Below are 13,193 nucleotides of genomic sequence, written 5' to 3'. Positions count from 1 at the left end.
GCCTTCCCGCCGCCGCCGGTATGTTCGGCATCAGCTCATACGATCAGGAGTTGTCGCTTTGTCCCACACCGCGACCGGTACCGAACCGGTCCAGCCCCCGCCCGGAGACGGCCAGGCCTTCTTCGGCCAGCCACGTGGTCTGATGACCTTGTCCGGGCTGGAGGTCTGGGAGCGTTTCTCGTTCCTCGGGATGCAGGCCATCCTGGTCCTCTTCTTCGCCGACAAGGTCTCCGACGACGGCATGGGCATGGACCCGGGCACGGCCGCCTCCGTGTCCGCCGCCTACGGCACCCTGGTCTACCTCGTGTCCGTGGCGGGCGGCTGGCTGGCCGACCGGATCCTCGGTTCGTACCGCGCCGTGCTCTACGGCGGCATCCTCATCGCCTGCGGCCACTACGCCATGGCCGTGCCCACCGCCACGATGACCTGGGTGGGCCTCGGTCTGATCAGCGCGGGGACGGGGCTGCTCAAGCCCAATGTCGCCTCGATGGTCGGCAAGCTCTACCGCACGGAGGACCAGCGCCGCGACGCCGGCTTCGCGCTCTACTACATGGGCATCAACATCGGTGCCTTCGCCGGGCCGCTGGTCACCGGATGGCTCGGCGAGCACGCGGGCTGGCACTGGGGCTTCTCGGCCGCGGCGATCGGCATGACGCTCGGCCTGGTCCAGTACGTCGCGGGCCGGCGTCACCTGGCCGGGCGAAAGCACGCGGCGGAGTACGCCCTCGCACCCGGCCCGATGCGCCGGGCCGTGCTGACGATCGTGGCCGGCATCGTGGCGGCCGCCCTGGTGGCGACCGCCCTCGCGCTGGCCGGCCGGCTCACGACGGACCGCTTCGTCGACGTGCTCACCCTCGTCTCGGTGATCGCGCCCGTCGTGTACTTCGTCGTGATGTTCAGGAGCCCCCGGGTCACCCCGGAGGAGCGCGGCAGGCTCCGGCCGTACGTCGTGCTGTTCCTGGCCTCCGTGGTGTTCAACTTCATCCTCTTCCAGGCGTACTCGACGATGATGCTGCTCGCCTCGACGAACGCCCGTACGGAGATCTTCGGCTTCCACTTCCCGGCGAGCTGGTACGCCTCCGCCCTGGGGGCCTTCGAGGTCGCACTGGCGCCCGTCGTCGCCGCCGTATGGGCCCGGATGGGGCCGCGCCAGCCGCACGCCTCGAACAAGATCGCGATCGGGGTGATCCTCGGCGGGCTCTCCTTCCTCCTGATGGTCCTTCCGACCTCCGGCCACGCGGACGACACGTACGAGATGGCCGCCTGGTGGATCGTCGGCTCCTACCTGCTGCTCGGCCTCGGTGACATCCTGCTGGAGACCTCCGGCATGTCCGCCACCACGAAGCTCGCGCCCAAGGCGTTCGCCAGCCAGACCATGGCGCTGTGGTTCCTGTCGCTGGCCCTCGCCAACGGCATCCAGGCACAGATCGTGAAGCTCTACGGCGAGGTCTCCATCCCCGCCTACTTCGGTGTCAATGGCGCCATCGCGGTGGTGGCCGGTGTGGCCGTCATCGCCGCCGCTCCTTGGCTCAGGCGCACCATGCACCCCGTCCACTGAGGTACCACCATGCACATCCGCACCGATTTCCCGTACGAGACCACCCACGAGGACCTCTACATCCCCCTCGCGGACGGCACCCAGCTGTACGCCAGGATCTGGCGTCCGGTCACCGGCGAACCGGTGCCCGCCCTGCTGGAGTACCTGCCCTACCGGCTCAGCGACTGGACGGCGCCGCGCGACCGGCAGCGCCACCCCTGGTACGCGGGCCACGGTTACGCCTCCGTACGGGTCGACGTCCGCGGACACGGCAACAGCGAGGGCGTGCCCGGGGACGAGTACGACGCGACGGAACTCGCCGACGGGGTCGCCGTCGTGCACTGGCTGGCCCAGCAGGAGTGGTGCTCGGGCAGGGTCGGCATGTTCGGTATCTCCTGGGGCGGCTTCAACGCGCTCCAGATCGCGGCGCTCGCCCCGGAGCCCCTGAAGGCGGTCGTCACCGTGTGCTCGGCCGACGACCGCTACGACAACGACGTCCACTACATGGGCGGCTCCGTCCTCGGTGTGGACATGCACGCCTGGGCCTCCACCATGCTGGCCTTCGTCTCCCGGCCCCCGGACCCGGCGGACGTCGGTGACGACTGGCGCGACATGTGGCTGCGGCGGCTCGAGAAGGTCGAGCCGTTCATCCATACGTGGCTGGCACACCAGACCCGTGACGACTACTGGAAGCACGGCAGCGTCTGTGAGGACTACGGCGCCGTCGAGGCGAAGGTCCTGGCCGTGGGCGGCTGGCACGACCCCTACCGGGACACCGTCCTGAGACTCGTCGAGCATCTGGACCCCGGACAGGTGCGCGGACTGATCGGTCCCTGGTCCCATCAGTACCCGGACCGGGGCCTGCCCCCGGGACCCGCGATCGGCTTCCTCCAGGAGACCCTGCGCTGGTGGGACCAGCACCTGAAGGACCAGGACACCGGGGTGATGAACGAGCCCCTGCTGCGGTCCTGGATCAGCGGCTCGCACCGCCCCGCCACGGTCTACGAGACACTGCCCGGCCGCTGGGTCGGCGACGCGGCCTGGCCGTCCGAGAACGTCGCTCCGGTCACATACGGCCTGGAGGGCGGGCCACAGACCGTCCGCTCGCCGCAGCAGACCGGGCTGGACGCTGGCCGCTTCTTCCCGTTCGGCAACGACGCCGACCTGCCACCGGACCAGCGGGACGAGGACGCCAAGTCGGTGTGCTTCGAGTTTCCCGTCGAGGACGCCCCGATCGAGATCCTCGGCCGTCCACAGGTGACGCTCCTGCTCCGGATGGACGTACCGCGCGGCCAGGTGATCGCCCGGCTCTGCGACGTGGCCCCGGACGGGGCCTCCACCCTGGTGACCCGTGGGGCCCTCAACCTGGCCACCCGTCACGGGCGCGACCGCGCGGAGGACTGGCCCGTCGGGGAAACCGAGTACGTGACCTTCCAGCTGAACGGCATCGGGCACACCTTCCCGCCCGGCCACCGGATCAGGCTCGCCGTCTCCTCCTCGTACTGGCCGTGGATCTGGCCCCAGGCCGGTTCGGCGGGCTTCACGCTCGAGGCGGAGGGCAGCCTCGTCGAGCTCCCGGTGCGCCGGCACACCGAGGACCCCGCGATCACCTTCGGTGAACCGGAGCAGGCGGAGCCGCTCGGCGTGGTCTTCCCGGTCACGCTCGACGAGCAGCGCCCTGAGCGTCTGGTGGTCCGTGACGTCGCCAAGGGCGAATGGCGTCTGGAGGTCGATCCGCGCTACGGCGGTACGCGGGTCTACCCCGACGGGCTGGAGTTCACCGAGGACGCGCTGGAGACGTACACCATCCAGCAGGACGACCCACTGTCGGCCAGGGCCCGTTCGGACTGGACGATCCGGCTGCACCGTCCCGAGATGGCCTGGGACGTGCGTGTGGAGACGCGTTCGGAGACGAGCGCCGACGCGGACGACTTCATCACGTCCAACGAGGTCGTGTGCAGGGACGGTGACGAGATCGTCTTCCACCGCACCTGGGAGAAGCGGATCCCGCGCACGGCGGGCTGACCAGGGTTGACGCGTAACTTTCCGGGCATCACGCCTACTTGAGGCACTGCCGCGGAGCGGTGACGCCGACGTACCGTGTTCCTCACGCGACTGGAAAGGGGCAGCGACAGATGCCCGAGCAGAGCAGCCCGCTCGACCTGGCCGAGGGCGATCCCTTCGGTCCGCACAACCTTCCCTACGGTGTGTTCTCCACCCCCGGACACCCCGAGGACCGAAGGGTCGGAGTGCGTATCGGCCGGCATGTGCTGGACGCCGGAGCGGCGGCACACGCACTCGGTTCGCCGTACGCCAGACTGCTGGCGCAGCCCAGCCTGATGCCGCTGCTGGCGGCGGGCCGCACCGCGTGGCGCGACGTACGGCGGGCACTGACGGCGTGGGTGACGGTGCCGTCCCACCGCCCGGACCTGGAGCCGCTGCTCCACCCGCTGGACGCGGTGACCCTGCACCTGCCGTACGAGGTCGCGGACTACGTCGACTTCTACGCCAGCGAGCACCACGCCACCAACGTGGGGCGGATCTTCCGTCCCGACGGCGCGGCACTCACCCCCAACTGGAAGCACCTGCCGATCGGTTACCACGGGCGGGCCGGCACGGTCGTCGTCTCCGGCACGGACGTGGTCCGCCCCTCCGGGCAGCGCAAGGCGCCGGCCGACCCCGTCCCCGTCTTCGGCCCCTCGGTGAAGCTGGACATCGAGGCCGAGGTCGGCTTCGTCGTCGGCGTCCCCTCGGAGCAGGGCTCCCCCGTGGCGCTCGGCGACTTCCGCGAGCACGTCTTCGGGCTGTCCCTGCTCAACGACTGGTCGGCGCGGGACATCCAGGCCTGGGAGTACGTGCCGCTGGGCCCGTTCCTCGGCAAGTCCTTCGCCACCTCGGTGTCGGCGTGGGTGACTCCGCTGGAGGCCCTGGACGCGGCCCGCACGGCGCCGCCCACGAGGGACGCCGAACTCCTTCCCTATCTGGAGGACGCGGACGACGAGGAACCGGGCGGCTTCGACATCCGCATCTCGGTGGAGATCAACGGCCGGATCGTCTCCGAGCCGCCGTTCGCCTCCATGTACTGGACGGCGGCCCAGCAGCTGGCGCAGATGACGGTGAACGGCGCCTCGCTGCGCACGGGCGACCTCTACGGCTCGGGCACCGTCAGCGGCGCCGAGCCGGGTCAGCGCGGCTCCCTGCTCGAACTCACCTGGAACGGCCGCGATCCGCTGGACCTGGCCGAGGGCAAGCGGACGTTCCTGGAGGACGGCGACACCGTCACCCTGACCGCCTGGGCTCCTGGACCGCACGGCACGCGGGTCGGGCTCGGCGAGGTCACCGGACGGATCACGGCCTCGCCGTGAACGACACCACGCCGACGCTCCCGGAGGAACTGCTGCTGCTCGCCCTGGACCCCGTCCGCGGCAAGCCCTACTGCCGCGGACGGTTCCTGGAGTACGGCGTCGCCGGCGCCGCCCTGGCGGAGCTGGAGCTGCAGGGGCGGGTCGCCGAGGAACGCGGGCGGGTGGTGGTCGTCAATCCGCTGGACCCGCCCGACCCACTGCTCGCGGTGTTCCTGCGGAGCCTCCCACCGCCCGGCAAGAGCAGATTCGGTTCGGGAGCGGCGGCCCGGTGCTGGGTGCGGCAGTCGGGGCGGCGGGCCGAAGGGATGTATCTGGACGCCCTGGTGGAGCGGGGCGTCCTGCGCAGGGAGACCCGGCGGTTCCTCGGGCTGCTCCCCTACCACCGCCACCCTGCGGGCCCCGCCTCCCCGGCCGAACGGATCCGGCAGCGCTTCGAGGCGTCGCGCGCGGCGGGTTTCCCCGACAGCCGTAGCCGGCTGCTCGCGGCGCTGGCGGCGGCGGTGGAACTGCCGGCGGTGGTGAAGCAGGGCGACCGCCGCACACGCGCGGCGGCGCGGGCGCTGGCCCGCCAGGAATGGCCGGCGCTGGCCGTGCACCGCAACGTGCGCCAGGACAAGGCGGCCCAGGCCGGGGGCGGCGACGGCGACGGCGGCGGGGGCGGGGGCGACTGAGCCCGACCGGTGTCCGAAGGGTGGTCATCCAGGTGGCAGATCTTCGTAGGCAGAGGCGATAAGGCCTGGTCACAGCAGTGCGCCCCTGGTCCACAGGTGGCGCAACACTGTGGCAACACCATCGTCGGCACCCCGTCGGTATGGTCCAGCGCATGCCAGCCGAACGCACCCGAGAGCACACCGTGCCCGTCGCCGCCGCCCGTCGGCGCCGGCTGCGCTCGGACCATGCCCGGCTGCTGGCCGACCTGCTGCGTCATCAGGTGCGTACAGGCGGCTTCCCGGGTGGTGTACTGCCCTATGAGGACGCGATCGGCAGCGACTACCGCGTCTCGCGCAACACCGTCCGCCAGGCCCTGGACCTGCTGCGCGCCGAGGGCCTGGTGGAACGGCAGCCCGGTGTCGGCACCGTCGTCGTCAGCGAGAGGTACCCGCACCGCCTCGACCGGCTCCAGGGCCTGGCCGAGACCCTCCGCGAACACGGCCGGGTCACCAACGAGGTCCGTACCGTCGGCCCCGTACCGGCACCGGGTCCCGTCGCGCGGCGGCTACGGATCGCCGAGCACACCGACGTGCTCTACATCGAGCGGCGCCGGCTGCTGAACGGGCTGCCGCTCTCCCTCGACCTCACCTACGTACCCATGGACATCGGGACCGGCCTGCTCGGCTGCGACCTGGAGAACACCGACGTCTTCCGGCTGCTGGAGACCCTCACGGGGCAGCCGCTCGGCACGGCCGAGATCACCATGGAGGCCGTCAACGCCGACGCGCACTCCGCCGCCGTGCTGGAGACCCCGCACGGCTCCGCCGTCCTGATGCTGGAAAGACTCACCCACCTCGCGGACGGCCGGCCGGTGGACCTGGAGTTCATCCGGTTCCGTGGCGACCGCATCAGCATGAGCGGCCTGCTGCACAGGTCCGACTGAGCCCCTCCCCCGCCCCGCATTCCCCCTCTTTCCTGGAGACCGCCATGCCTCTGGCGCCCCAGCGGGCCGATGTGCCCGTGACCATCGACGAGTCCAAGTGCATCGACGGCTGCACCCTCTGCGTCGACATGTGCCCGCTCGATTCCCTCGCCATCCACCCGGACAGCGGCAAGGCGTACATGCACGTCGACGAGTGCTGGTACTGCGGCCCGTGCGCGGCCCGGTGTCCCACCGACGCGGTCACGGTCAACATGCCCTACCTCCTCCGGTGAAAGGCACCACCTCCCATGCGACGCACGGCAAGCCGTACTGCCGGGGCCCTGCTGGCCTCCGCGCTGCTCGTCCCGCTCATGGCGGGCTGCGGTGGCGAGGCGGGCGCGGGTGACGACGGCACGGTCACGGTGACCGTCGGATACCAGTCCAGGACCATCAACACCGTCACGGCGGGCACCCTGCTGCGCTCGCTCGGCTACTTCGAGGACGAGCTGCGCGCCCGGGGCGAGCGGGACGGCGTCACGTACGAGGTGAAGTGGCAGGACTACGCGACCGGCGCCCCGATCACCGCCCAGATGACGGCGGGGAAGATCGACATCGGCTCGATGGGCGACTTCCCGCTGCTGATCAACGCGGCACGCGGCAAGCAGCTGAACCGTCCGACCAAGCTGGTCTCCGTCACCGGATACAACCTTCGGGGCGGTCTCAACACCGTGGTGACCGCCCCGGATTCGCCTCTCGGCTCGTTGAAGGACCTACAGGGCAAGAAGGTCTCCACGAGCGTCGGCTCGGCTGCCGACGGAACACTCGTCCGCGCGCTCCAGCAGGCCGGCCTCGACCCGGAGAAGGACATCCGCAAGCTCAACCAGCAGCCTGCGGTGGGGGCGTCGGCCCTCCAGGCCGGCAGCGCCGACGCGCTCTCGCAGTTCGTGGCGTGGCCGGGGCTGCTGGCCTTCCAGGGCCGGGCGAAGGCCCTCTACGACGGGGCGGAGCTGAATCTCCCCACCTTCCACGGGGTCACCGTGGTCGAGGACTTCGCGAAGGACCGGCCCGCCGTGCTGGAGGACTTCCTCCGGGCGCAGGGCCGTGCGACGGAGTATCTGCACGAGCATCCGGTGGCGGCCTCGGAGTCGGTGGCGAAGGCGACGGGACTGCCGGCCGAGGTCGTCCACCTCTACAACGGCGCCCAGGGCATCGCCACGTTCGACACGACGGTGAAGCCCGCGCTGGTGGCGGCGCTCAAGAAGGACGTCCCGGTGCTGCGTTCGGCGAAACTGGTCGGGGATGTGGACGTCGACGCGTTCGTCGACGAGCAGTACGTGAAGCGGGTGCACGGCTCCGCCTACGCGAAGGCACGGGCCGCCGGCCCGCCCGCCGCACGCGGTGGCGAGGTGTGGCTGAAGGGCGAGGACAGCACGTCGGCCTTCGCCACCTCCGCGGAGGTCCTGCGCTACGCCGCCGGGCACAAGGACCGGCTCCGCGCCGCGTACGTCCCCGACGCGGGCACCGGGACCCTGTGGTTCGCGGACCGCGCGGTCTGGGTGTCGGACGGGCCGGAGCTGAGGCCGTACGTCACCGGGTCCGCGGCCCGCGCCGACGTCGCCGCGCATCCCGGCGCACGCATCGTCCCGTACGCCACCGCGCTCGACCTGGCCCGCCCCTCATGAGGGCGCGGCGGTGGTCCCTCGCGCTGCGGGTGCTGTCACTGGTGGCCGCGCTCGGCATCTGGCAGCTGCTGACCTCCTACGACGTAAACCTGTGGCTGCGTTTCGAACAGTTCCCCACGGTCACCGACGTGGCCCGGGCGTTCGGGGACCGGCTCGGCAGCGACGCGTACTGGCAGGACCTCACCGACAGCCTGACCAGGATCGTCACCGGCTTCTCCCTGGCCGCCGTCCTCGGCATCACGGTCGGCACGGCCGTCGCGCGGTCCCGGGTCGTCTCGGACCTGCTGGGGCCCGTCCTGGAGGTGATACGCCCGGTTCCGGCGATCGCCCTGGTGCCCGTCGCGATCCTGCTCTTCCCCAGCAACGAGCAGGGCATCGTCTTCATCACCTGCACCGCCGCGTTCTTCCCCGTCATGGTCTCCACCCGGCACGCGGTGCGGGCGCTCACCCCGGTGTGGGAGGAGGCGGTCCTGACCATGGGGGGCGGCCGGTGGCGGATCATCGGCTCCGTCGTCCTGCCCGGCGCGCTCCCCGGCATCCTCGGCGGGCTCTCCGTCGGCATGGGGGTGTCGTGGATCTGTGTGATCTCCGCGGAGATGATCTCCGGCGAGTACGGGGTCGGCTACCGCACCTGGCAGGACTACACGGTCGTCGACTATCCGGGGGTCTTCGTCGGCATGGCCACGATCGGCCTGCTCGGGTGGATCACCTCCACGGCGGTGGAGCTGCTCGGCCGCCGGCTCACCCGGTGGCTGCCGCGCACGGAGGACAGCCGTCCTCCGTCCCCCGTACGGCACCGGAACCCGGCCGCGCCCCCGGCGGCGCCGGTCCCCCTGGCGAAGGAGCGGGTGCGCCCATGACCACGACCACTTCCCCGGGCGTCCGGCTGACCCTGCGCGGTGCCGTGCTCGGCCGGGCCGGGGCCCCGGTGCTCGACGGCATCGACCTCGACGTCGTACCCGGCGAGATCCTGGCCGTCGTCGGCCCGTCCGGCTGCGGCAAGTCCACGCTGCTGCGCACCCTGGCCGGGCTGCTGCCCGCCCTCGGCGGCGAGGTCACCCAGGACGGCGACGCGATCACCGCACCCCACGCCGAGCGGGCCCTCGTCTTCCAGGACGACGCGCTGCTGCCCTGGCGCACGGTGCGGGCCAACGTCGAACTCCCCCTGGCCATCGCGGGCATCCCACGGGCCCGACGCCGGACGCACGCCGAGGACTGGCTGGCCCGGGTCGGCCTGGACGCCCACGGGGCGAAGCTCCCGCACCGCATCTCCGGCGGTCAGCGCCAGCGGGTCCAGCTGGCCCGCGCCCTGGCCGCCGAGCCGCGCGCGGTCCTGATGGACGAACCCTTCGGGGCGCTGGACGCCCAGACCAGGGCCGGGATGCAGCAGCTTCTCGTCGACGTCCTCCGGGGCAGGGGCGCCACGGTCGTCTTCGTCACGCACGACGTGGACGAGGCGCTGTTCCTCGGCGACCGGGTCGCGCTGCTGCCCACCGGACGCGTCCTGGACGTACCTCGTCCGCGCGAACGCGCCGCGCACACCGACCCGGCGACCGTCGCGCTGCGCCGCGAGGTCCTCGAATCGCTCACCCCCACCCACTGAAAGGCCCGACCGTGCAGATCCCCGCCCTCGCCGACGCCGAGGAACTCTCCTGCGACGTGCTGGTCGTCGGGGGCGGCACGGCCGGCACGATGGCCGCGCTCACCGCCGCCGAGCACGGCGCCTCCGTCCTGCTGCTGGAGAAGGCGCACGTCCGGCACTCCGGCGCCCTCGCCATGGGCATGGACGGGGTGAACAACGCCGTGATCCCGGGCCGGGCCGAACCCGACGACTACGTCGCGGAGATCACCCGCGCCAACGACGGCATCGTCGACCAGTCCACCGTCCGCCGGACCGCGGAGCGCGGATACGGGATGGTGCGGCGGCTGGAGTCGTACGGGGTGAAGTTCGAGAAGGACGAGCACGGGGAGTACGCCGTCCGGCAGGTGCACCGCTCCGGCTCGTACGTGCTGCCGATGCCCGAGGGCAAGGACGTCAAGAAGGTCCTCTACCGGCAGTTGCGGCGCCGGGAGATGCGGGAGCGGATCCGGATCGAGAACCGGGTGATGCCGGTCCGCGTCCTCACCGGCGACGACGGCCGGGCGATCGGCGCGGCTGCCTTCAACACCCGTACGGGAGCGTTCGTCGTGGTCCGCGCCGGGGCGGTCGTCCTGGCCACCGGCCCCTGCGGGCGGCTCGGCCTGCCCGCGTCGGGGTACCTCTACGGCACGTACGAGAACCCCACCAACGCGGGTGACGGCTACGCGATGGCGTACCACGCGGGCGCCGAGCTGACCGGTATCGAGTGCTTCCAGATCAACCCGCTGATCAAGGACTACAACGGGCCGGCCTGCGCCTACGTCGCCAATCCCTTCGGCGGCTACCAGGTGAACAGGCACGGCGAGCGGTTCGTCGACTCCGACTACTGGTCGGGACAGATGATGTCCGAGTTCGCGGCGGAGGTCGCCTCCGACCGGGGGCCGGTGTACCTGAAACTGAGCCACCTGCCCGAGGAGTCCGTCAGCGCCCTTGAGGGCATCCTGCACTCCACGGAACGGCCGACGCGCGGCACGTTCCACGCGAACCGGGGCCACGACTACCGCACCCACGACATCGAGATGCACATCTCCGAGATCGGTCTGTGCGGCGGGCACTCGGCCTCCGGGGTCCGCGTCGACGACCAGGCGCGCACGACGGTGCCGCGCCTGTACGCGGCCGGGGACCTGGCCTGCGTCCCGCACAACTACATGATCGGCGCGTTCGTCTACGGCGATCTGGCGGGCGCCGACGCCTCGCAGTACACGGCGTACGAGGGCGAACTGCCCGCCGGTCAGCTGCGCGAGGCCCACGAGCTGGTCTACCGGCCGCTGCGCAACCCGGAGGGGCCGCCGCAGCCCCAGGTCGAGTACAAGCTGCGCCGCTTCGTGAACGACTACGTGGCCCCTCCGAAGTCGGGGGCCCGGCTCTCGCTCGCGCTGGAGCACTTCGAGCGGATGCGCACGGACATCGCGGAGATGGGGGCGACGACTCCGCACGAGTTGATGCGGTGCGCTGAGGTGAGCTTCATCCGGGACTGCGCGGAGATGGCGGCGCGCTCCTCGCTGGCCCGCACGGAATCACGCTGGGGTCTGTACCACGAGCGTACGGACCATCCGGAGCGCGATGACACGGACTGGTTCCACCACCTCGACCTGCGCAAGTCGGCTTCGGGCGCGATGGAGTTCACCGCGCGGCCGGTGGCGCCGTACCTCGTGCCGGTGGACGGATACGACCCGGTGGGCGGGCCCTCACGGGAGCTCGGCCAGGTCGAGGCGGAGCAGGTCGCGACGGCGGGGGCGCGGGAGTCGGCCCCCTCCTCCGGTTCCGCGGAGACCGTGCGCGCCGGGGCCTGCGCCTCCGCGTCGGGCGGCCCCTCCCCCCGCATCCTCGAACTCCTCGCGCTGGCGGAGGAGCAACCGGAGCTGCCGGACCTCGCGCCGTATCTCGCGGATGCGGACCCTGGTGTCCGTCGGGCCGCCGTGGCCACGCTCACCGAGGCGACTTTGGAGGGCGCGGGGCCCGCGCTGGCGGCGACGCTCGCGGACCCCGCCCCGTCGGTGCGTGCGGCGGCTGCCGCTTCCCTGCGGGAACTGGTCGAGGTGCTGCCGGCCGAACCGGCCCTGCGCGAGCCGCTGGTGGCGGCCCTGCGCTCGGACGACCCGGTGGTCCGGGCCACGGCGCTGGACACCCTGCGGGCGCTGCGGCTGGGCGACGCGGAGCTGTACGCGGGAACGCTGGGCGACCCCGACATCGACGTACGCATCCACACGGTCAGCGCGCTGGTCTCGGTGGACGCGGCCGGGGCGCTGGCCGCAGCCGTGACCGACCCGTCCCGGGAGGTCCGGGTGGCCGTCGCGAAGGGCCTTGCGGCCACGCGGTCCCCCGGCCCGGAGCGACTGGCCCCGCTCCTGTCGGACCCGGACCTGCTGGTGCGGGCGGCGGCCCTGGCGGCTCTGTCGGCCACGGGGTGCCCGGCCGCCTACGCCGCTACGGCGGTCGCGGCCCTCTCCGATCCGGCCTGGCAGGTCCGGGCGGGGGCGGCGACGGCGCTCTCGTCAGCGGACCCGGGTCCGGCTGTCGCGGCCCTGGCGGAGGTTCTGGGGGACCCGAACGCCGACGTCCGTAAGGCCGCGGTCCTGGCCCTGCTCCACCACACGTCCCACGATGCCGCCCGGGAGGCCCTTGCCCGGGTGCTCACCGACCCGGACGCGGACGTGCGTGCTTATGCGGCCAGGGGTGCGCTGGTCAACGGCGCATGACTCGCTCACACGTGTGGGCGGCCATGATCGGTTCTCGCCGGATACGCTGGCCGGACCCGCGAGACTCCTTCGTATGGGAGCACTGATGAGCATCGAACCCGAGGCCCCCGAGCCGCGGTGGGCGGTCCCGCCCGTGGGCGGCTGGACCGCCGATGACCTGGACACACTCCCGAATCTGCCTCCGCACACGGAGCTGATCGACGGGAGCCTTGTTTTCGTGAGTCCGCAGACCGTTTTCCATGAGCGTGCGATCGACTACGTGAAGTGGCAGTTGCAGTCGCTCGCACCGCTCGACCTGGAAGTCTTTCGCGAGTTCACCATCGACGTCGACTTCCAGAACCGGCCGGAACCCGATGTCGTCGTGGTGCGCGCGGACGCGGTCGAGAGCCTGCGGCAGACACGGTTCCCCGCGAGCAGTGTGCTGCTCGCGATCGAGGTCGTGTCCGACGAGTCCGTCACCCGTGACCGGGAGACCAAGCCCGTGAAGTACGCGCGGGCGAGGATCCCGCACTACTGGCGGGTGGAGAACCAGGACGGCCGGGCGGTCGTCTACGTCTTCGAGCTGGAGCCCGCGACCGGTGCTTACACGTCCACGGGGATCTTCCACGACCGGATGAAGATCTCCACACCCTTTCCCGTCGATCTCGACCTGACCGCGATCGTCTCCCGCCGCCGGGCGGCGGACCCCCGATAAGGCG

11 protein-coding genes are annotated in these 13,193 nt (G+C 71.7%); all 11 read left to right on the top strand.

Annotation, left to right across the window (positions count from 1 at the left end):
- The first annotated feature begins 58 nt into the window (after positions 1 to 58).
- The 11 genes from ACFYSH_RS01820 to ACFYSH_RS01770 all read left to right on the top strand — a co-directional run bounded on the left by ACFYSH_RS01820 (position 59) and on the right by ACFYSH_RS01770 (position 13,189).
- Positions 59 to 1,558: a peptide MFS transporter gene (locus ACFYSH_RS01820; protein ID WP_359465286.1), complete on the top strand. Its 1,500-nt coding sequence runs from the start codon at positions 59 to 61 to the stop codon at positions 1,556 to 1,558.
- 9 nt (positions 1,559 to 1,567) lie between these two features.
- Positions 1,568 to 3,562 (top strand): CocE/NonD family hydrolase, encoded by a 1,995-nt coding sequence (locus ACFYSH_RS01815; protein ID WP_359465288.1) that lies wholly within the window; start codon positions 1,568 to 1,570, stop codon positions 3,560 to 3,562.
- Between the two features lie 110 nt (positions 3,563 to 3,672).
- Entirely contained in the window at positions 3,673 to 4,902 is a 1,230-nt protein-coding gene (gene fahA / locus ACFYSH_RS01810; protein WP_359465290.1) for a fumarylacetoacetase, read from the top strand.
- Entirely contained in the window at positions 4,899 to 5,573 is a 675-nt protein-coding gene (locus ACFYSH_RS01805) for a GPP34 family phosphoprotein (RefSeq protein ID WP_359465292.1), read from the top strand. Before fahA ends, ACFYSH_RS01805 begins: the two co-directional genes overlap by 4 nt.
- A 152-nt stretch (positions 5,574 to 5,725) precedes the next feature.
- Positions 5,726 to 6,496, top strand: coding sequence for a GntR family transcriptional regulator (locus ACFYSH_RS01800; protein ID WP_359465293.1), 771 nt, complete (start codon positions 5,726 to 5,728; stop codon positions 6,494 to 6,496).
- Between the two features lie 44 nt (positions 6,497 to 6,540).
- The gene (locus ACFYSH_RS01795) at positions 6,541 to 6,768 is read left to right on the top strand and encodes a ferredoxin family protein (protein WP_033297536.1); all 228 of its coding nucleotides are present in this window, start codon (positions 6,541 to 6,543) and stop codon (positions 6,766 to 6,768) included.
- 15 nt (positions 6,769 to 6,783) lie between these two features.
- Complete coding sequence (locus tag ACFYSH_RS01790; protein WP_359465295.1) at positions 6,784 to 8,157, top strand: ABC transporter substrate-binding protein; 1,374 nt, start codon at positions 6,784 to 6,786, stop codon at positions 8,155 to 8,157.
- Entirely contained in the window at positions 8,154 to 9,017 is an 864-nt protein-coding gene (locus ACFYSH_RS01785; protein ID WP_359465296.1) for an ABC transporter permease, read from the top strand. The genes ACFYSH_RS01790 and ACFYSH_RS01785 overlap by 4 nt, the downstream gene beginning before the upstream one ends.
- Positions 9,014 to 9,760 (top strand): ABC transporter ATP-binding protein, encoded by a 747-nt coding sequence (locus ACFYSH_RS01780; protein ID WP_388750306.1) that lies wholly within the window; start codon positions 9,014 to 9,016, stop codon positions 9,758 to 9,760. Before ACFYSH_RS01785 ends, ACFYSH_RS01780 begins: the two co-directional genes overlap by 4 nt.
- 11 nt (positions 9,761 to 9,771) lie before the next feature.
- Entirely contained in the window at positions 9,772 to 12,495 is a 2,724-nt protein-coding gene (locus tag ACFYSH_RS01775; RefSeq protein WP_388750304.1) for a fumarate reductase/succinate dehydrogenase flavoprotein subunit, read from the top strand.
- An 85-nt stretch (positions 12,496 to 12,580) separates the two neighbouring features.
- Complete coding sequence (locus ACFYSH_RS01770) at positions 12,581 to 13,189, top strand: Uma2 family endonuclease (RefSeq protein WP_359465300.1); 609 nt, start codon at positions 12,581 to 12,583, stop codon at positions 13,187 to 13,189.
- Positions 13,190 to 13,193 lie beyond the last annotated feature (4 nt).

It is taken from the genome of Streptomyces sp. NPDC005791, assembly GCF_042871485.1.
Classification (GTDB): domain Bacteria; phylum Actinomycetota; class Actinomycetes; order Streptomycetales; family Streptomycetaceae; genus Streptomyces.
Note: the sequence above shows the minus strand (reverse complement) of the source record. Positions and strands in the feature narration are given on the sequence as shown.